The sequence below is a fragment of the Rathayibacter sp. RFBD1 genome, assembly GCF_002932915.1.
In the GTDB taxonomy this organism is placed as follows: Bacteria; Actinomycetota; Actinomycetes; order Actinomycetales; family Microbacteriaceae; genus Rathayibacter.
Genome location: NZ_PSWQ01000021.1, coordinates 135,116 through 153,136 on the forward strand (window position 1 = coordinate 135,116; position 18,021 = coordinate 153,136).

Consider the following 18,021-nt stretch of genomic DNA (forward strand, 5'->3'; position numbering starts at 1 on the left):
TGCAGTTCTCCCCACCCCGGCTCGGCGGCCCCGGCGGCCGATACGATGGACCCCATGCCTCGGATCCGACAGTCAGATGTCGAGGAGGTCAAGGCGCGGGTGAACATCGGCGACGTGATCGGCGAGTACGTCACGCTGAAGTCGGCCGGCATCGGCTCGCTGAAGGGCCTCTGCCCCTTCCACGACGAGCGCAGCCCCAGCTTCCACGTCCGCCCGCAGGCCGGCTTCTACCACTGCTTCGGCTGCCAGGAGTCGGGCGACGTCTACAGCTTCGTCATGAAGATGGACCACAGCTCGTTCAGCGAGACCGTCGAGCGCCTCGCCGGGCGGATCGGCTTCCCGCTGCAGTACGAGGACGGCGACGGCCGCGCGCCCGAGACCGGTGGGCGAGCGCGCCTCCTCGCCGCGAACGACGCCGCGGAGGAGTACTTCCGCGAGCAGCTCGCGACCCCGGGCGCCGACGTCGGTCGGCGCTTCCTGGGCGAGCGGGGCTTCGACCGCGCCGCCGCCGACCGCTTCGGCGTCGGCTTCGCACCCGACGGCTGGGACGGGCTCACGACCGCGCTCAAGCGCCGCGGCTTCTCGGAGGAGGAGCTGACCACGGCCGGCCTGGTCAGCAGCAACAACCGCGGCGGCGTCTACGACCGCTTCCGCGGCCGCCTCGTCTGGCCGATCCGCGACGTGACCGGCCAGACCGTCGGCTTCGGCGCCCGCCGCCTCCTCGAGGAGGACAAGGGCCCCAAGTACCTCAACACCCCCGAGACGCCCGTCTACCACAAGTCCCAGGTGCTCTACGGGCTCGACCTCGCCAAGCGGGACATCTCCCGCGGGCACCGGGTGGTCGTCGTCGAGGGCTACACGGACGTCATGGCCTGCCACCTCGCCGGCGTCACCACCGCGGTCGCCACCTGCGGCACCTCCTTCGGCGTCGACCACATCAAGGTGCTGCGCCGGGTGCTGGGCGACGACAGCGGCGTCGGCGAGGTCGTCTTCACCTTCGACCCCGACGCGGCGGGCCAGAAGGCGGCGATGCGCGCGTTCCAGGAGGAGCACCGCTTCGCCGCGCAGACCTTCGTCGCCGTCGCGCCCGAGGGCCTGGACCCCTGCGACCTCCGCCTGAACCGCGGAGACGACGCCGTCCGCCGCCTCATCGACGACAAGAAGCCGATGTTCGAGTTCGTGATCCGGCAGCTGCTGGACCGCTACGACCTCGAGACGGTCGAGGGCCGGATCGCGGCCCTGCGCGCGGCCGCCCCGGTCGTCGCCGAGATCCGCGACCCGGCGCTGCGGCCCGGCTACTCCCGCGAGCTCGCCCGGATGCTCGGCCTGGACATGGCCGAGGTCAACTCCGCCGTGCGCTCCGCCGGATCCCGGCCCCGCTCCTCCGGACCCGAGGGCCGCGACCAGCAGGGCGGGCGGGGCGGCGGCGAATCGTCCGCGGCCGAGGCGCCCCTCGGCGCGCGCATCGCCGACCTCCCCGTCGACGTCGTCACGCGCATCGAGCGCGAGGCGCTGATGGCGATGCTCCAGCTGCCCCAGGCGATGGGTCCGGAGCTCCTGGCCCGGGCGGCGCACGCGGCGGTCACCAACGAGACCCTCCGCGTGGTCCGCGACGCCGTGGTCGCGAACCTCGAGCGGGCGGAGGACCGCGACTGGGTCGAGCACGTCGCCGACGACGTCCCCGGCCCCTTCGCCTCGCTGGTGCGCCAGCTCGCGGTGGCGCCCATCCCGGCCGCCGACGAGGAGGGGCTCGCCCGCTACTCCCGTGACGTGGCGATCTCGCTCATCGAGCGCGACCTGCTCCGCGAGATCGCCGAGCTGCGCGGGGCGCTCCAGCGCGCGTCCGCCGATCCGGTGATGGCGCGCGCGGTGCAGGTGCGCCTGGTCGAGCTCGAGCGCGAGAAGCGGGCGCTGCGCACGGAGTGAGCGTGTTGCGGTCGTGTGAAGAAATCGGCCGCACGCCCGTGCCGGTTCGGAGAGCGCTTCCAACTGTGTTACCTATGAGGAACAGCAATGCGGGCGTCCAGTGTCGTGACGCCACAGCCCACAGGAGATCTGTGTGCCGAGAGTCCGCGCGCCCGGAGCGCGCCCGCATCCCATCCTTGACAGGAAGAGGCAGACGGAGATGAATTCCGCATCCACTCGCGGCACCCGTGCACTGGCCGCCGCCGCAGGCTTCGCCGCGGTCGCGCTCGTGCTGACGGGCTGCGCCGCCGGCGGGAACGACTCGTCCGGCGGCAGCGCCGGAGGGGCCCTGACCATCGGCACCACCGACAAGATCACGACGCTCGACCCCGCGGGCTCCTACGACAACGGCTCGTTCGCCGTGATGAACCAGGTGTTCCCGTTCCTGATGAACACCCCGTACGGCAGCCCGGACGTCGAGCCCGACATCGCCGAGTCGGCGGAGTTCACCGCTCCCACGGAGTACACCGTGAAGTTGAAGGAGGGACTGAAGTGGGCCAACGGCCACGACCTCACCTCCTCCGACGTGAAGTTCTCCTTCGACCGCCAGGTCGGCATCGCGGCTGAGAACGGCCCGTCCTCGCTCCTGGCGAACCTCGACAGCGTCGCGGCTCCGGACGACACGACCGTGGTCTTCACGCTCAAGTCCGAGAACGACCAGACCTTCCCCCAGATCCTCTCGAGCCCCGCCGGCCCGATCGTGGACGAGGAGGTCTTCTCGGCCGACGAGCTGACCGCGGACGCCGACATCGTCTCGGGCGACGCCTTCGCCGGCCAGTACACGATCGCGAACTACGACGTGAACAACCTCATCCAGTACAAGGCGTACCCGGACTACCAGGGCGTTCTCGGCGAGGCGAAGACGGACACCGTCAACGTCAAGTACTACGCGGACTCGTCCAACCTCAAGCTGGACATCCAGGAGGGGAACATCGACGTCGCGTTCCGCAGCCTCTCGGCGACGGACATCGACGACCTCCGCGGCAACGACACGGTCAAGGTCGTGGACGGCCCCGGCGGCGAGATCCGCTACATCGTCTTCAACTTCGACACCCAGCCCTTCGGCGCGACGACCGGTGAGGCCGACAGCGCCAAGGCCCTCGCCGTGCGCCAGGCCGTCGCCGACCTGATCGACCGCGACGAGATCGCCGACCAGGTCTACAAGGGCACCTACACCCCCCTCTACTCCTACGTCCCCGCCGGCCTGACCGGCGCGGTCGAGCCGCTCAAGTCGCTCTACGGCGACGGCAACGGCGCGCCCGACGCCGACAAGGCGAAGGCGACCCTCGAGGCCGCCGGCGTCACCGCTCCGGTCACCCTGAACCTGCAGTACTCGAACGACCACTACGGTCCGTCCTCGGGCGACGAGTACGCGCTGATCAAGGACCAGCTGGAGTCGACCGGCCTCTTCACCGTGAACCTGCAGACCACGGAGTGGGTGCAGTACTCGAAGGACCGCTCGAGCGACGTCTACCCGGCGTACCAGCTCGGCTGGTTCCCCGACTACTCCGACGCCGACAACTACCTCTCGCCGTTCTTCATCAAGGAGAACTTCCTCGCCAACCACTTCGACGACGCCGAGGTGCAGAGCCTGATCGCGCAGCAGGTCTCGACCACCGACGCCGACGCGCGCACCGCGCTGATCGAGCAGATCCAGGAGAAGGTCGCGGCGCAGCTCTCGACCGTCCCCTACCTGCAGGGCTCGCAGGTCGCGGTCGTCGGCAGCACCGTGAGCGGAGCCGAGGACACCCTCGACGCCTCGTTCAAGTTCCGCTACGCGGCACTCAGCAAGGGCTGATCCACCCCCCTCGCGGCCGGCGCCTCCCCGATAGGAGGCGCCGGCCGTTCTCCACGAAAGGCATCACGTGACGACAGCCACGACGGCTGCGGCGACGGCGCCCACCCGGCGACCGCGCGGCTCCGGGGGCGGACTCGGGCGCTACCTGCTCGTCCGCTTCCTGCTCATCATCCCCACCGTCTTCATCCTCGTGACGCTGGTGTTCCTCCTCATGCGCAGCACGGGCGACCCGATCACGGCGGCCCTCGGCGGCCGCCTGACCGCGGACCAGCTTGCCGAGCGCGTAGCCGCCGCCGGCTACGACCGGCCGCTGATCGTGCAGTACCTCGAGTACCTCGGCAAGCTGCTGACCGGCGACTTCGGCACCACCCTGAGCGACAACCGCCCCGTCACCGAGGTGCTCCTCACCTACGGCGCCGCGACGGTCGAGCTCGCCTTCTACGCCCTGATCGTGGCGTTCCTGGTCGGCATCCCGCTCGGGATGCTCGCCGCCTACCACCGCGACCGCACGCCCGACGCGGTGCTGCGCATCTTCGCGATCCTCTGCTACGCGACTCCGGTGTTCTTCGCGGGCCTGCTGCTGAAGCTGGTGTTCTCCGTCTGGCTGAAGTGGTTCCCCGTCGCCGGGCGCGCCTCGACGAGCACCGAGCTCTCGCTCCAGTTCCTCGAGAACAAGACCGGCATCTACCTGATCGACGCGATCCAGACCGGCGACCCGGCCGCGATCTCGGACGTGCTCTCTCACGCGGTGCTCCCCGCCGTCGCGCTGGGCCTGCTCACCGCGGGCATCTTCCTGCGCCTGGTGCGCACCAACGTGATCGGCACGCTCGGCACCGATTACGTGGACGCGGCGCGCTCGCGCGGCGTCAGCGAGTTCCGGCTCGTCCGCACCCACGCCTACCGGCCGGCGCTCATCCCGATCATCACCGTGATCGGCCTGCAGATCGCCCTGCTGCTCGGCGGCGCCGTCCTCACCGAGACCACCTTCGAGTGGAAGGGCCTCGGCTTCCAGCTCGCCGAGTACCTCCAGGCCCGCGACTTCGTGGCCGTGCAGGGCATCGTCGCCCTGCTCGCCGTCATCGTGGCGCTGACCAACTTCATCGTCGACGTCATCGCGGCGCTCATCGACCCGCGAGTGAGGTACTGAGCATGAGCACCACCTCCCCGGCGCGTCCGCGCCGCCGTCTCGTCGACCGTCTGCCGGTCGTCCACCAGCTCCGGCAGAGCGTCGGCCTCCAGCGGGGGATGCTCGTCACCGGCCTGATCATCACCGGCGCGTTCCTGCTGGTGGCCCTGTTCGCGCCCCTCATCGCGCCCTACGGATACTCGCAGCTGCGCTCGGGCGGCGAGTCGTTCGGCGCGCAGGAGCCGCCGAGCGCGGAGCATCTGCTCGGCACCACCGTGGGCGGCTACGACGTCCTCTCGCGAGTGATCTGGGGAGCGCAGACCGCGTTCCTCGTGATCGTCGTCGCCGTGGTCCTGTCGATCTTCCTCGGCGTCTTCCTCGGCCTCGTCTCCGGCTACCTCGGCGGCTGGCTCGACCGCGTGCTCGTCGTGATCTGCGACGCGATCTACGCGTTCCCGACCCTGCTGCTGGCGATCGTCATGTCGATCGTCATCTCCGGCGGGCAGTCGAACCTTTGGGCCGGCATCTTCGCCGCGGCGGTCTCGATCACCGTGGTCTACATCCCGCAGTACTTCCGCGTGATCCGGGCCGAGACCGTGCGGATCAAGGGGGACGCCTTCGTCGAGTCGGCGAAGGTCATCGGAGCGTCGACGCCGCGGATCATGTTCCGCCACGTCCTGCGGAACGCGACGCGCACGCTGCCGCTGATCTTCACGCTGAACTCCTCCGAGGCGATCCTGACCCTCGCCGGCCTGGGCTTCCTCGGCTTCGGCATCGAGCCGACGTCGGCCGCGGAGTGGGGCTACGACCTCAACAAGGCGCTGTCGGACGTCACGAGCGGCATCTGGTGGACCTCGGTCTTCCCGGGCCTGGCGATCGTGCTCGTGGTGCTGGGCATCACCCTCGTGGGCGAGAGCCTGAACGACCTCGCCGACCCGCGCCTGCGCGGTCGGCGCGCGGTGGCCGCCGGTGCCGGCGACGTCGCCGCGACGTCCGTCGTGCCGGGCGGCGTCCTCGCCGCCGACGGCCTGGAGACGCCGGGGCACGACCCCGTCGCCGGAGTGGAGGAGACGCGATGAGCGACCAGCGCATCGTCCGGGACGCCTCAGCGCGTCCGATCGTGGACATCACCGACCTCGAGGTCGCCTTCGCGAGCGACCGCGGCGCCGTCCGCGCCGTCGCCGGGGTGAGCCTGCGCGTCGAGCGCGGCGAGGTCCTGGCGATCGTCGGAGAGTCCGGCAGCGGCAAGACCGTGACCGCGAAGACCATCCTCGGCCTCCTGCCCGAGACGGCCACCGCCTCCGGAGTGGTCCTGCTCTCGAAGAAGGACGGCAGCGCGGCGACCGACGTCGTCTCCGTGCCCAAGGCCCGCCTCCGGGAGCTGCGCGGCACCGACGTCGCCATGGTCTTCCAGGAGCCGGGAACCGCCCTCAACCCGGTCTTCACGGTGGGCTGGCAGATCGCGGAGGGACTGCGCGCTCACGGCTCCGTCTCGAAGAAGGAGGCGCGCAAGCGCGCGATCGACGTCCTCCGCACCGTCGGCATCCCGGAGCCGGAGAAGCGGGTCGACTACTACCCGCACCAGTTCTCGGGCGGCCAGAAGCAGCGCGTGGTCATCGCGATGGCGCTGGTCCTGGATCCCGGTCTGATCGTCGCGGACGAGCCGACCACCGCGCTCGACGTGACCGTGCAGGCCGAGATCCTCGACCTGCTCCGCCGGTGCCGCGACGAGTTCGGCACCTCGATCGTGCTGATCACCCACAACATGGGCGTCGTCGCCGATCTGGCCGACCGCGTCGCCGTGATGTACCAGGGCGAGCTGGTCGAGGAGGCGACGGTCTCCGAGCTGTTCTCGGCGCCGAAGGCCGAGTACACGAGGAAACTCCTCGCCGCCGTCCCGCACGTGGGCCAGGGCGTCGAGCGCGCCCGCGTCCGCGCCGTCGAGCGCGCCGAGGCCCCCGAGGCCGAGACGCTCGTCGCCGCCGAGGGCCTGCGGATCCAGTACCCCGGCCGGCTCGGCCGTCCCGGCTTCGTCGCGGTCGACGGCGTCTCGCTGCGCATCCGCGCGGGCGAGGTGCTCGGCCTCGTCGGCGAGAGCGGCTCGGGCAAGACCACCATCGGGCGCGCCATCGCGGGCCTGACGCCGGTGACCGGCGGGTCGCTGAAGGTCCTCGGCAAGGAGATGCGCGGCATCCGCGAGCGCGCCTTCCGGCCGGTCCGCGGCGACATCGGCTTCGTGTTCCAGGACCCGGCGTCGAGCTTCAACCCGCTGCTCACCATCGCGGAGTGCGTGGCCGAGCCGCTGATCGTGCACGGACGGGCCGGCGACGCCGCCGGGGCGCGCTCGCGCGTCGACGAGCTCCTGGAGGCGGTGCAGCTGCCCCGCTCCTACGGCGACCGCTACCCGCACGAGCTCTCCGGCGGCCAGCGCCAGCGCGCCAGCCTCGCCCGGGCCCTGGCCCTCGAGCCGAAGCTGCTGATCGCCGACGAGCCCACCTCGGCGCTCGACGTGTCGGTGCAGGCCCGCGTGCTCGAGCTGTTCGCCGAGCTGCAGCGCGAGTTCGGCTTCGCCTCCCTGTTCATCAGCCACGACCTCGCCGTGGTCGACCTGCTCGCCGACCGCATCGCGGTGCTCTACCGCGGCGAGCTGGTCGAGGAGGGGACGGGGGCCGAGGTGCTCGCCGCGCCGAAGCACCCCTACACGCAGCGCCTGCTCGCCTCTCTGCCCGTGCCCGACCCGGTCGAGCAGGCCTCGAGGCGCGAGCTCCTGCGCAGCATCGTCGAGGCGGAGCGCCGGGCGTGAGCCGGACCGCCGAGGATCAGGCCCCCATCGTCGTCGACGACCTCAGCGTCGAGTACCCGCCGCGCGGCATCAGCCGCCGGTGGACGGCGCTGCGGGGAGTGAGCCTCCGCGTGGAGCCGGGGGAGGTGCTCGGGATCCTCGGCGGCAGCGGCTCGGGCAAGTCCACGCTCGCGCGCGTGCTCGGCGGCGACGGCCTGGGGCACGACGGAGGCCGCACGCGCCCGGTGATCATCGGAGGGGACGCGACGGTCGCGGGGCACCGCCTCCGCTCGCTCCCCGCCCGCGAGCTCAAGCGCTTCACCGTCGACGTCGCGCATCTCGCGCAGGACGCCGGAGCGGCCCTCCGCCCCGAGCTGACCGTCTCGGAGCTGATCGCCGAGCCGATCTTCCTCCGCGACCGCCACTACGACCCGAAGGCCGCGGCGGTGCGGGTGGCGACGCTGCTCGACTCCGTGCACCTGCCGCTGTTCCTGCTCGACCGCTACCCCTACGAGCTCTCCAGCGGCCAGCGCCAGCGCGTGGCCGTGGCCCGCTCGCTCGTGCTCGGGCCGAAGGTGCTGATCGCCGACGAGCCGACCTCGGGCATCGACGCGACGGTGCGCGAGTCGATCGTCGACCTCCTCGCCGACCTGCGGCGCCGGGAGGGATTCGCGGCCGTCGTGGTCAGCCACGACATCGATGTGCTGAGCCGGGCGACCGACCGGATCGCAGTGCTGGTCGGCGGCGAGGTCGTCGCGTACGGGCCGCTGCTGGACGTGCTGATCGAGGCGCGGCACCCCTACGTGCGCGAGCTCGGAGCGGCCTTCGCCGAGTACGAGCGCTTCGACGCCTCCCGAGCGCAGCGCGTCGAGGCGGCCGACCAGTGACCGTCCCGCGCGTCGCGGTGCTCCCGCGGCCGAAGCCGGTGTTCGCCGAGGCGGTGGAGTCGGGCGGTGGAGTGGTCGTCGGACTCGACGGGAGTCCGGACGCGCTGCTCTGGCTGTCCTACGGCCGCACGGACGAGCTGGCCGCTGTGCTGGAGGAGCACCCGTCGATCCACTGGGTGCAGCTGCCCTGGGCCGGCGTCGACGTCTTCGCGCCCGTGCTCGCCGCGTCTCGCGCGGACGTGGTCTGGACCAGCGCCAAGGGCGCCTACGCGGAGCCGGTGGCGGAGCACGCGCTCGCGCTGGTGCTCGCCCTCCTGCGCTCGCTGCCGGAGCGGGCGCGCGCCGCGTCGTGGGGGCCGAAGAAGGCGGTCACGCTGCACCGCGCCTCCGTGGTGATCGTCGGAGCAGGAGGGATCGCTCGCGAGCTCCTGCGGCTGCTCGCCGTCTTCGACTGCCGGGTGACGATCGTCCGCCGCGGAGACGAGCCGGTGGAGGGCGCGGCCCGCACTCTGCCGGCGTCGCGGCTCGCCGAGGCCGCGGCGGACGCCGACGTGCTGGTCCTTGCCGCCGCCGCCACCGCGGGCACGGAGCGGATGGTCGACGCGGGTCTGCTCGCGCGGTTCCCCGCCCACGCCGTGCTCGTCAACGTCGCCCGGGGGAGCCTCGTCGACACGGACGCGCTCGTCGCGGCCCTCGCCGAAGGCCGTCTCGCGGGCGCCGCGCTCGACGTGACGGACCCCGAGCCGCTGCCGGACGGGCATCCGCTCTGGAGCGAGCCCCGGTGCCTGATCACGCCCCACAGCGCGGACACCCCCGAGATCACCGCGCCGCTCCTGGCCGAGCGCGTGCGCGCCAACGTGGCCGCCTGTGCCGCCGGCGGGCCGTTCGTCGGCCGCGTCGACCCGGGCTCCGGCTACTGAGTGCGCGCCCGATTTTTGCGTTCGCGGAGAGTTTGCTAAAGTAGTACCGCGCTGATCGCCTCCGGGTGGTCGGATGATCCTCGATAGCTCAATTGGCAGAGCAATCGGCTGTTAACCGGTAGGTTCTTGGTTCGAGTCCAAGTCGGGGAGCGAAGGGTCCGGGACTCCACTCTCGGGCCCTTTTTTCGTGCCCGCGAGCGGTCGCCCTCGAGGGCCCACCCGCTCGGACCGACGATCGGAGGCGCGATGCGCGAGGACGTGCTCGCTCTCCTGCGCCGCCGCCCCGACGTCGAGGCGCCGGATCTCGTCGCCGTCGACGCCAGCGACCGCCTGCTGCTCGACCTCGCCGCCGATCGCGGCCGCCTCGCCGTGATCGGGGACGCCTACGGGGCGCTGAGCCTCGGCCTCGCCGCCGACGGACGTGCCGTGCGCGTCGTGCTGGACTCGATCACCGCCGAGCGCGCTCTCGCGCAGAACCTCGAGACGGTGCGGGGGTCGGGCGTCGATCTCGCGCCGATCGAGATCGTCGACTCCGTCGCGGAGGCCGTCCGCGACGCCGACGCGGTGCTCCTGCGCCTGCCGCGCTCACTCGACGCCCTGGCCGCCGTCGCGGCCGGGACCGCACTCGCGAACCCGGCGGCGACCCTGATCGGCGCCGGCCGCATCAAGCACATGACCCGCACGATGAACGACGTGCTCGCCGTGCGCTACGAGCGGATCGACGTCTCCCTCGCCCGGCAGAAGTCGCGCGCCCTGCTCGCGAGCGGCGCGCTCCCCGACCAGCCGCCCGCGCCCGGGCCCGAGCGGCGCCGTCTGGACGAGCTCGACCTCGAGGTCGTCGCACTGCCGGGAGCCTTCGCAGGTGCACGACTGGACCTCGGCACCCGCGCCCTCCTCGCCGCCCTCGATCTCGACTCCCTCCCCGCGGGCACCGCGCTCGACCTCGGCTGCGGAACCGGCGTGCTCGCCGCCGTGGTGGCTAGGGCCCGCCCCGACCTCGCCGTGATCGCGACGGACACCTCGCGTGCCGCGGTCGAGTCCGCCCGGGCGACCGCGGCGGCCAATGGGCTGGCCGTCCGCGTCCTCCGCGACGACAACGCCTCGACTCTGGAGGCGTCCTCCGTCGACGTCGTGCTCTGCAATCCGCCGTTCCACTCCGACGGAGCCGTCACCGACCTCGTCGCCCGGCGCATGCTGCGCGCGGCCGGCCGCGTGCTGCGCCCCGGAGGCGTGCTGTGGACGGTCTTCAACTCCCACCTCGCGCATCCGGCCGAGCTGCGCCGCGCGGTCGGGCCGACCTCGGTGGTGGCGCGCGACCGCCGCTTCACCGTCACCCGCTCCGTGCGCTCCGACGGCTGAGTCCGGCTCCGCAACCCCCTCCGCGGCCTCAGGTCCGCTGTCCGCGGCGCGGGTACGATCTCTCTCCGGCGCTCCTGTGCCGAACCCGTCCCGTCACCCCGGAGGCCGTCGTGCTCGAAGTCGTCCTCGTCCTCGCCCTGATCGCCCTGGTCGCGGTCGTCGTGCTGTGGCGTCGCGCCGTCGGCGCCGAGCGCCGTGCCGCCGAGAGCCGTGCGGAGGAGGCGGCGCGCGTCGTCCGCCTCGAGCTGGCGGTCGGCGAGCAGGAGGCGAGGCTCCGCATCGTCGGCGAGCTCGAGCAGCTCGCGGTCCGCAGCGCCGCGCACGTCGTCGAGGAGGCCGAGAGCGTCCGGCTCACGATCGACCGCGACCCCGCCGCGGCCGCGCGGTCGGCGCAGCGTGCCGTGCGGGCGGCCGAGGCCTCGCTGGCGCAGCTGCGCCGCATCGCGACCGTCGCCTCCGTCGATCCGGGGGAGCTGCCGCGCACCGGCGGCTCCGTCCCCCTGATCGAGGGCGCCCGCGAGCGAGGCCTGAGCGTCCGCGAGGAGTCGTTCGGCGAGCCGTTCCCGCTGCAGGACGGCGCCGAGGTGGCCGTGCTCCGGGTGCTCGAGTACGCCTTCGACTCGGCGCTGGAGACCGGCGGCGCGGGGACCGAGGTCCGCATCAGCTCCCGATGGACGACCACGGGCCTCCGGGTGGAGGTCGACGACGACCGCGAGCAGCACGGCGCGGCGGAGCAGGACGCCAGCGCTCTCGAGGCGGACCTGCGCTCGCTCACCGAGCGCATCGACAGCCCCGCGCTCGCCGAGCTGCGCGAGCGGGCCGCCCTCTTCGGCGGCGACGTGACCGAGAAGCGGACGCCCGGCGTCGGCCGGAGCGTCACCGCCTCGTTCCCCGCGATCCGCCACCACAACGGCGTGCACGGGGTCGACCTGGCCTGAGTCAGTCCTCGAGGTGCTCCACGCCGGGCAGCCACGAGACGCCGGGGCCGCCCCAGCCGCGCTTGCGGGTGATCTTCGCGACCGGCTTGTGGTAGTCGTGCTCGAGGCGGTCGATGTAGAGCACGCCGTCGAGGTGGTCGAACTCGTGCTGGAACACGCGGGCGAACCAGCCGTCCGCGACGATCTCGAACGGCTCCTGCTCGAGGTCGACCGCGCGGAGGATCGCGCGCTCGGAGCGGCGGAGCGGGAAGCGCTCGCCGGGGAAGGAGAGGCACCCCTCCGACTCCGTGTCCTCGTCCGCCTCGCCGATCGGGGTCGGCGTGACGAACAGCTCGGGGTTGATCGCGACGCCGCGGCGGGGGGTGCCGTCGTCGTCGGCGTAGTCGTAGACGAACAGTCGCAGCGGGACGCCGACCTGCGGGCCGGCGAGGCCGACTCCGGGGGCTATGTCCATCGTCTCGAACATGTCGGCGACGAGGGTGCGCAGCGCATCGTCGAACTCGGTGACGGGGGCGGCGGGGGAGTGGAGGACGGGGTCGCCGGCGATGCGGATGGGAAGGACGGCCATGGGGGACAGGGTACCGCGGGGCCGCGGACCGGGTCCGCGAGGATCATCCGCTGGGCTCAGCCCCTCACCCGTGCGTCGGAGGACTCCCGGAGGCGTTCTGGGTAGGGTCGACCCCATGCCCGCCGATCTCGCCGAACTCCTCAACGACCCGGCGAAGTTCATCGGCATCCCGATCGCTCTCGTGGGCGCGGTGTTCCTCTCCCTCGGCGCGCAGTTCCAGCACCGGGGAGTGGCGAAGGTGGAGCGGTTCTCGAAGCGCTCCGGCTCCTCCGGGCTCAGCGGCGGCCAGCTGGTCGCGCTGCTCTCGCGCCCCTCGTGGGTGATCGGCACCCTGCTCCTGGGTCTCGCGATCGTCTTCCAGCTGACGAGCCTCGGCTTCTCCCCGCTCATCGTGGTGCAGCCGCTCGGAGCGGTGGCGCTCGTGATCACCGCGGTCGTCAACGCGCGGGTCAGCCGGGTGCGCCTGAACGCGGCGTCGATCCGGGCGATCGTGCTCTGCGTCGGAGGCGTCGGCACGTTCGTCCTCGTGGCGGCGTTCAACGCGGTCGACAAGTCCATCCAGACGCCCGAGCTCATCACGATCCTCGTGATCCTCGCCGTGGTGCTCACGGTCTTCGTCATCGCCTTCCGCGTCTTCCGCCGCGGAGCGAAGGCGATCTTCTACATCGTGGGCGCCGGAGTGGTCTACGGCTTCGTCGCGACTCTCGCGAAGGTCGTGCTCAACCGCATCAAGTACGGTGAGTTCGACCCGCTGACGGTGGTCTGCATCGTGGCGCTCCTGGCCGCGACCGCGCTCGGCGGGTACTTCGTGCAGAACGCCTACTCCTCCGGCCCGCCGGACCTCGTCGTCGCGGGCCTCACCGTCATCGACCCGCTGGTCGCCGTCGCGATCGGCATCGTCGTGCTCGGGGAGGCGCAGTACGCGGCCCCGTGGGCGATCCCGCTCTTCATCGCGGCCGGTGCCGTCGCCATCTACGGCGTCTTCCTCCTCGCCAAGCACCACCCGCAGGCGCGCTGACGGCGCGGGATCCCGAGTGGTGAGGAGTCCTCTGCCTACAATGGGTCCGCGCCGAGAGCCACGAAACCGACCGACCTCCGCCGATCGCTCCCTTCTCTCCCCGAGCGGCACGACACCGATAGGACCTCCCGTGTCAGATCCCCGCGACGCGTCCCGACCGGGATCGCCCGAATCCCGACCGCTGACGGTCGTGATCGGCTGCGACACCTTCGCTCCCGACGTGAACGGAGCCGCGAAGTTCGCCGAGCGCCTCGCCGCCGGTCTCGCGCAGCGCGGCCACGAGGTCCACGTCGTCGCCCCCTCGGCCGACGGCTGGAGCGGCACCCGGGTCGAGACGCACGAGGGCCAGCGGATCATCGTGCACCGGCTCTACAGCTGGCGCTGGTACCCGCACGACTGGCTGCGCTTCGCGATGCCGTGGCGCATCCGGCAGAACAGCGCGCGCATCCTCGACGAGGTGAAGCCCGACGTCGTGCACTTCCAGTCGCACATCATCGTCGGCCGCGGCCTCGGGATCGAGGCGGCCAAGCGCGGCATCCGCATCGTCGGCACGAACCACTTCATGCCCGAGAACATGCTCGAGTTCACCCTCCTGCCGAAGGCCGTGCAGGCCAAGGCCGTGGCGATGGCGTGGCGGGCCGCGCGCCGCACCTTCGGCCGGGCGGAGGCGGTCACCACGCCGACCCGCAAGGCCGCGCAGTTCCTCGAGAAGTACACGGGCCTCCGGGGCGTCCACGCCATCTCCTGCGGCATCGACGCCGACAACTACACGCCCGACTTCTCGGCCCGCGCCGGCGACTCGATCCTCTTCGTCGGCCGCGTGACCGGCGAGAAGCACATCGACGTCCTGCTCCGCGCGGTCGCCCTGCTCGATCCGGCGCTCGACGCGAAGCTCGAGATCGTCGGCGGCGGCGACCAGATGCGCAACCTCCAGCAGCTCGCCGCGACCCTCGGCATCGCCGACCGCGTGCGCTTCACCGGCTACGTCTCGGACGCCGAGCTCAAGGAGGCGTACACCCGCGCCACCGTGTTCGCCATGCCGTCCATCGCCGAGCTGCAGAGCATCGCGACGATGGAGGCGATGGCCTCGGCCCTCCCCGTCGTCGCCGCCGACGCGATGGCCCTCCCGCACCTCGTGCACGACGGCGAGAACGGCTACCTCTTCGCTCCGGGCAGCGCCGAGGCCCTCGCCGAGCGCCTCACCGCCGTGCTCACGGCCGACCAGGAGGACCTCGAGGCGATGAAGCGCGCCTCCCTCCGCATCGTCGCCTCGCACGACATCAACCGCACGATCAGCACCTTCGAGAGCCTGTATCGTGGGGAGCCGGTGGCCGATCCGGCCTCCGACGCAGCGTCCGCACCCGCCGCCACCTGACGGCCGCTCGGACGGCCGCCGCGGGGCGTTAGCTCAGCCGGTCAGAGCAGCGGACTCATAATCCGTCGGTCACGGGTTCAAGTCCCGTACGCCCTACCAAGTAAACACTGGGGAGTAGGGCCCTCGGGTCGGAAGCTGCAAGAGCAGAACCCCTCCGAAACCCCTACGCGGGTCTGATCTCCTCGGTTGGTAGCGGGCTCGATGGGGTGGCTGCCACACTCTGGCGATGGCACACTTTGAAGGTTTGAGTCAGCGGCAGAAGATGGCCCTGATTCAAGAAATCGACTCCGCGAAGCACCTGCTGGCCTACGGCGAGCGAGCCGTTCGCGGCGCGGCGTTCGTTGACACGATGCGCGACCCGATCATGACGATGCTCTCCATCGGCGTCGAGAAGCTGCTCAAGGTCGCCGTGGGACTCGTCGCCCTGGATGAGCATGGCGCGTGGCCCACCAAGACCGTCATGAAGCGAGAGTTCGGCCACGGCACGGCGAACCTCGACCGGATGCTCCGCGGCAAGCTCCAGGCGGGGATCGTCGGGAAGTCTTACGAGGACTACATCCAGGGTCTGTTCAACGCGGTTGAGGCCGATCCCGTGTGGCCGGTACTGCTCGATGCGCTCGATGCTTACGGACGGTCGGGCCGGTTCTACAACTTGGACTTGCTCGCGGACGAACCCCAGTCTTGGGACAGCCCCTCCGAGAAGTGGACCCTTGTCGAGAACTGTGCGATTGACGCGTCGCCGGAGCTACAAGCGTTGCGAGACGCTGGCTTCGCTGGCGACAACACGGCCTTTGACCAGCTCACTCGCGACATCAACAACGCCATCGCAGACAGCTTGCATCGTTGGTGGGAGGCGATCGCGGTTCTCGGTCGCCACGGCGTGCTTGGTGACCACAACAAGGCGTTCGGCTTCGAGGTGCACCCTGACGCCGTGGGGCGCCAGATTATCGGCGAAGGTAACTAGAGCGTCCCCATACGTCGAGCCTTGATCCGCGCCGTCCGAGCCGGGCCCTGGAATACCTCGTTCAAAATCTCATCCATGAGGTCGAGTATCTCCCCAGCATCTTCCTCGGTGGGCTGAGTGGTGATATCTCCGTGCGCCATCTCGTTTCCTTGAAGCCTTATCTCATGCGCGGCATCTTTAGTATCCTGTCGGATGATGTTGAGTTCTGCCATCCGGTCGATCTTCGAGAGCAAGTTCCCCTTGGTTACATCTTTCTCTTTGGCGGTCGCTTCTACGACGGTACGCGCCATCAGGATCGCTGCCATGAATGCACTAATGCTTGCCGCGCTGTGAGCTTCCTGAGCGGCCTGTGCGATGTGTGAAGGAACATCCTCGAAAATTGGTGATTCTCCGACACGTGGCAGCCACCTTACGGAGTCCTCCCGAGTTTCAGCGAGATTGAACCTTGCGTCGCTGGATACTTCCGCCGGGTCAAAGCTTGATCCCATGCTCGTGCGTCCACATGAATCGCAAGTCGCAATCCCCTCGACTATGCGTCCGTGAACCAATCCGTCCGGACTGGGGTACTCGAGATGGTACATAGTCGCCCATTGGATTGTCATGTGTGTGTAACGTTTACAGAAGCTGCAAGTCGTGGAAGCCATAAGACCAGTGTCACATAGTTGCATCTGGATAGGAGTTCAAGCGATGGTGCGAGCGGCGCCACTTCGGCCGCGGTCGGGCGCGAGATACGCGTCGAGGCGGTCCATGTCGGCGGCGTGGTCGTCGGGGAAGAAGTGCAGGTACACCTTGTAGGTGGTCGCAGTGTCGGCGTGGCCCAGGATGCGGGCGACCCGGGCGAGCGGCATCCCGGACGCCGCGAACAGCGACGCTGCGGTGTGGCGGAGGTCGTGGAAGCGCAGGTCCGGCTGGCCGATGGCCTTCGCGGCGTCGCGGAACCGGCGCCGGTAGAACGAGTTGTAGTCCATGCGCTTGGACCAGTCGAGCCCGCCGCGGAAGTCCCCGTACCCGCCGTAGTTGCGCCCCGGCCACAGCGACGCGGTCGGCTCGGTGGCGCGCGGGTGGGCGGCCAGGTACTCGGCCAGCTCGTCCGCCAGCTCACGCCGTAGCGGCACAGACCGGATGGACATGGCGGACTTGGGGGAGTCCTCGCGGAAGCCCTCGCTGGTGCGGACCAGCGTCCGCCGAACCTCCAACTGCCGGCGCATGAGGTTCACGTCGCGGACCTGCAACGCCTGAATCTCGCCGCTGCGGAGGCCCGTGTATGCGGCCAGCCGCACGAACAGCCCGTCCGGCGCGTGGTCGTCCAGCGCGGCCGCGAGCGCGGTCACCTCCGCGGGCGACAGGAACAACGCCTCGAACGTCTGGGCGTGCTGGACCTTCGGCAGGTCCACGCCGGTCACAGGGTTGTGCACGATGAGCCGGTGCTTGATGGCGTAGCGGAACACCTTGTTGGCGGAGACGACGGCGTGCTTGATGGTGCTGGGATGGAGCGTTGCGTCGCCGCGGGTGGTCGGGGTCTGGGCGAGCTTCGACACCCACTTCTCGATGTCCTCGCTGGTGATGGTGCTGATGCGGCGGGCGCCCAGCGCCGGGAACACGTGCAGCTTGTACATCTGGACTACTCCGCTCCACCCGCGGTGGTTCCTCCTCTCCAGCGCCGGGTCGGGCCTCCACCTGATGTCGTTCTCGTCGGAGCGGACGGTCCGGCCCCGTCAGGCCGACGGGCCGTGCCTCAGGACGGCGCCGACGCGGTCCTCGCCGGCACGCCGACCGCTGACGAGTCGGATGCGACGTCGCGGACGACGACGGCGCCGGCTCCGACCCGCACACGGTCGCCGACGGTCACGTCCCCGACGATCGTCGCGCGGGCGCCGATGTAGACGTCGTCGCCGATGACGGGCGTCCGACCCTTCGACTCGCCGATGGTGACGCCGTGGTAGATGAACGCGTTCCTCCCGATGACCGTGCGCGGGTGCAGGATCACGCCGCGGCCCCAGTGGGGGAGCCGCAGGCCGGGCCCGACCTGAGCGGCCGGCGGCAGCTCGGCTCCGACGATCATGCGGGTCCAGACGAGATCGACCAGGCGGTAGACGAGGTGGAGGGGGAGCCGGGTCCTCCGAGAGCTCGAGTACTGCCCGAGTCGGAGGACGAGGACGGTGAGCCGGTCGGAGGCGTGGCCCTTGGCGGCCAGGTCCGCGCGGACGACGGCTCGGAGTTCGGCGAGATCCATGCTCCCAGTCTGAGTGGGAGCCTCGCGGGTGAGGGCGGGCCGTCGGAGATCGTCCGGGGCGTGGCGAGCATCCGCGAGCGGACGACAC

16 protein-coding genes and 2 tRNA genes are annotated in these 18,021 nt (G+C 70.9%); 14 read left to right on the forward strand and 4 right to left on the reverse strand.

Features of this window, described 5'->3' with window-relative positions; all coding sequences use genetic code 11:
* Positions 1-54: 54 nt before the first annotated feature.
* The 10 genes from dnaG (at position 55) to C5D50_RS11100 (ending at position 11,775) form a co-directional block, all read left to right on the forward strand.
* Positions 55-1,926, forward strand: coding sequence for a DNA primase (dnaG, locus tag C5D50_RS11055; RefSeq protein ID WP_104269262.1), 1,872 nt, complete (start codon positions 55-57; stop codon positions 1,924-1,926).
* A 199-nt stretch (positions 1,927-2,125) separates the two neighbouring features.
* Entirely contained in the window at positions 2,126-3,763 is a 1,638-nt protein-coding gene (locus C5D50_RS11060; protein ID WP_104223443.1) for an ABC transporter substrate-binding protein, read from the forward strand.
* A gap of 67 nt (positions 3,764-3,830) precedes the next feature.
* Positions 3,831-4,910, forward strand: a complete 1,080-nt coding sequence (locus C5D50_RS11065; RefSeq protein ID WP_104223444.1) for an ABC transporter permease — start codon at positions 3,831-3,833, stop codon at positions 4,908-4,910.
* 2 nt (positions 4,911-4,912) lie between these two features.
* Positions 4,913-5,968, forward strand: a complete 1,056-nt coding sequence (locus tag C5D50_RS11070; protein ID WP_104226685.1) for an ABC transporter permease — start codon at positions 4,913-4,915, stop codon at positions 5,966-5,968.
* Positions 5,965-7,692, forward strand: coding sequence for an ABC transporter ATP-binding protein (locus C5D50_RS11075; RefSeq protein WP_104226684.1), 1,728 nt, complete (start codon positions 5,965-5,967; stop codon positions 7,690-7,692). The genes C5D50_RS11070 and C5D50_RS11075 overlap by 4 nt, the downstream gene beginning before the upstream one ends.
* Positions 7,689-8,558 carry an ATP-binding cassette domain-containing protein gene (locus tag C5D50_RS11080; protein WP_167305248.1) on the forward strand — a complete coding sequence of 290 codons (870 nt, stop codon included), beginning with the start codon at positions 7,689-7,691 and terminating at the stop codon, positions 8,556-8,558. Before C5D50_RS11075 ends, C5D50_RS11080 begins: the two co-directional genes overlap by 4 nt.
* Positions 8,555-9,478 carry an NAD(P)-dependent oxidoreductase gene (locus tag C5D50_RS11085; protein WP_258069595.1) on the forward strand — a complete coding sequence of 308 codons (924 nt, stop codon included), beginning with the start codon at positions 8,555-8,557 and terminating at the stop codon, positions 9,476-9,478. The genes C5D50_RS11080 and C5D50_RS11085 overlap by 4 nt, the downstream gene beginning before the upstream one ends.
* Positions 9,479-9,555: 77 nt before the next feature.
* Positions 9,556-9,628 (forward strand) — tRNA-Asn (locus C5D50_RS11090).
* 96 nt (positions 9,629-9,724) lie between these two features.
* Positions 9,725-10,837: a class I SAM-dependent methyltransferase gene (locus tag C5D50_RS11095; RefSeq protein WP_104283508.1), complete on the forward strand. Its 1,113-nt coding sequence runs from the start codon at positions 9,725-9,727 to the stop codon at positions 10,835-10,837.
* Between the two features lie 110 nt (positions 10,838-10,947).
* Positions 10,948-11,775, forward strand: coding sequence for a hypothetical protein (locus C5D50_RS11100; RefSeq protein ID WP_104223449.1), 828 nt, complete (start codon positions 10,948-10,950; stop codon positions 11,773-11,775).
* Between the two features lies 1 nt (position 11,776).
* On the opposite strand, the gene def is transcribed toward C5D50_RS11100, so the two are convergent.
* Positions 11,777-12,343 carry a peptide deformylase gene (def, locus tag C5D50_RS11105; protein ID WP_104289007.1) on the reverse strand — a complete coding sequence of 189 codons (567 nt, stop codon included), beginning with the start codon at positions 12,341-12,343 and terminating at the stop codon, positions 11,777-11,779.
* 115 nt (positions 12,344-12,458) lie between these two features.
* On the opposite strand from def, the gene C5D50_RS11110 reads away from it, so the two are divergent.
* From C5D50_RS11110 to C5D50_RS11125, 4 genes are all read left to right on the forward strand, one after another.
* Positions 12,459-13,361, forward strand: a complete 903-nt coding sequence (locus tag C5D50_RS11110; protein WP_104223451.1) for a DMT family transporter — start codon at positions 12,459-12,461, stop codon at positions 13,359-13,361.
* Between the two features lie 130 nt (positions 13,362-13,491).
* On the forward strand, positions 13,492-14,736 hold the full coding sequence (locus C5D50_RS11115) for a glycosyltransferase (RefSeq protein WP_258069596.1): 1,245 nt from the start codon (positions 13,492-13,494) through the stop codon (positions 14,734-14,736).
* A 22-nt stretch (positions 14,737-14,758) separates the two neighbouring features.
* Positions 14,759-14,835: transfer RNA gene (locus tag C5D50_RS11120), tRNA-Ile, on the forward strand.
* Positions 14,836-14,962: 127 nt separating this feature from the next.
* Positions 14,963-15,700: a hypothetical protein gene (locus C5D50_RS11125; RefSeq protein ID WP_104283513.1), complete on the forward strand. Its 738-nt coding sequence runs from the start codon at positions 14,963-14,965 to the stop codon at positions 15,698-15,700.
* Here C5D50_RS11125 and C5D50_RS16875 read toward each other — a convergent pair.
* The 3 genes from C5D50_RS16875 to C5D50_RS11140 all read right to left on the reverse strand — a co-directional run bounded on the left by C5D50_RS16875 (position 15,697) and on the right by C5D50_RS11140 (position 17,933).
* Complete coding sequence (locus C5D50_RS16875) at positions 15,697-16,368, reverse strand: DUF4145 domain-containing protein (protein WP_104283514.1); 672 nt, start codon at positions 16,366-16,368, stop codon at positions 15,697-15,699. The genes C5D50_RS11125 and C5D50_RS16875 overlap by 4 nt on opposite strands.
* 12 nt (positions 16,369-16,380) lie before the next feature.
* Entirely contained in the window at positions 16,381-17,316 is a 936-nt protein-coding gene (locus tag C5D50_RS11135; RefSeq protein ID WP_104283515.1) for a tyrosine-type recombinase/integrase, read from the reverse strand.
* A gap of 119 nt (positions 17,317-17,435) precedes the next feature.
* Positions 17,436-17,933, reverse strand: a complete 498-nt coding sequence (locus tag C5D50_RS11140; protein WP_104283516.1) for a DapH/DapD/GlmU-related protein — start codon at positions 17,931-17,933, stop codon at positions 17,436-17,438.
* Positions 17,934-18,021 lie beyond the last annotated feature (88 nt).

Coding starts and splice junctions, on each gene's coding strand:
- C5D50_RS11110 (WP_104223451.1), top strand. CDS start 12,459: ATGCCCGCCGATCTCGCCGAACTCCTCAACGACCCGGCGAAGTTCATC.
- C5D50_RS11060 (WP_104223443.1), top strand. CDS start 2,126: ATGAATTCCGCATCCACTCGCGGCACCCGTGCACTGGCCGCCGCCGCA.
- C5D50_RS11140 (WP_104283516.1), bottom strand. CDS start 17,933: ATGGATCTCGCCGAACTCCGAGCCGTCGTCCGCGCGGACCTGGCCGCC.
- dnaG (WP_104269262.1), top strand. CDS start 55: ATGCCTCGGATCCGACAGTCAGATGTCGAGGAGGTCAAGGCGCGGGTG.
- C5D50_RS11075 (WP_104226684.1), top strand. CDS start 5,965: ATGAGCGACCAGCGCATCGTCCGGGACGCCTCAGCGCGTCCGATCGTG.
- C5D50_RS11095 (WP_104283508.1), top strand. CDS start 9,725: ATGCGCGAGGACGTGCTCGCTCTCCTGCGCCGCCGCCCCGACGTCGAG.
- C5D50_RS16875 (WP_104283514.1), bottom strand. CDS start 16,368: ATGCAACTATGTGACACTGGTCTTATGGCTTCCACGACTTGCAGCTTC.
- C5D50_RS11125 (WP_104283513.1), top strand. CDS start 14,963: ATGGCACACTTTGAAGGTTTGAGTCAGCGGCAGAAGATGGCCCTGATT.
- C5D50_RS11135 (WP_104283515.1), bottom strand. CDS start 17,316: ATGTACAAGCTGCACGTGTTCCCGGCGCTGGGCGCCCGCCGCATCAGC.
- def (WP_104289007.1), bottom strand. CDS start 12,343: ATGGCCGTCCTTCCCATCCGCATCGCCGGCGACCCCGTCCTCCACTCC.
- C5D50_RS11070 (WP_104226685.1), top strand. CDS start 4,913: ATGAGCACCACCTCCCCGGCGCGTCCGCGCCGCCGTCTCGTCGACCGT.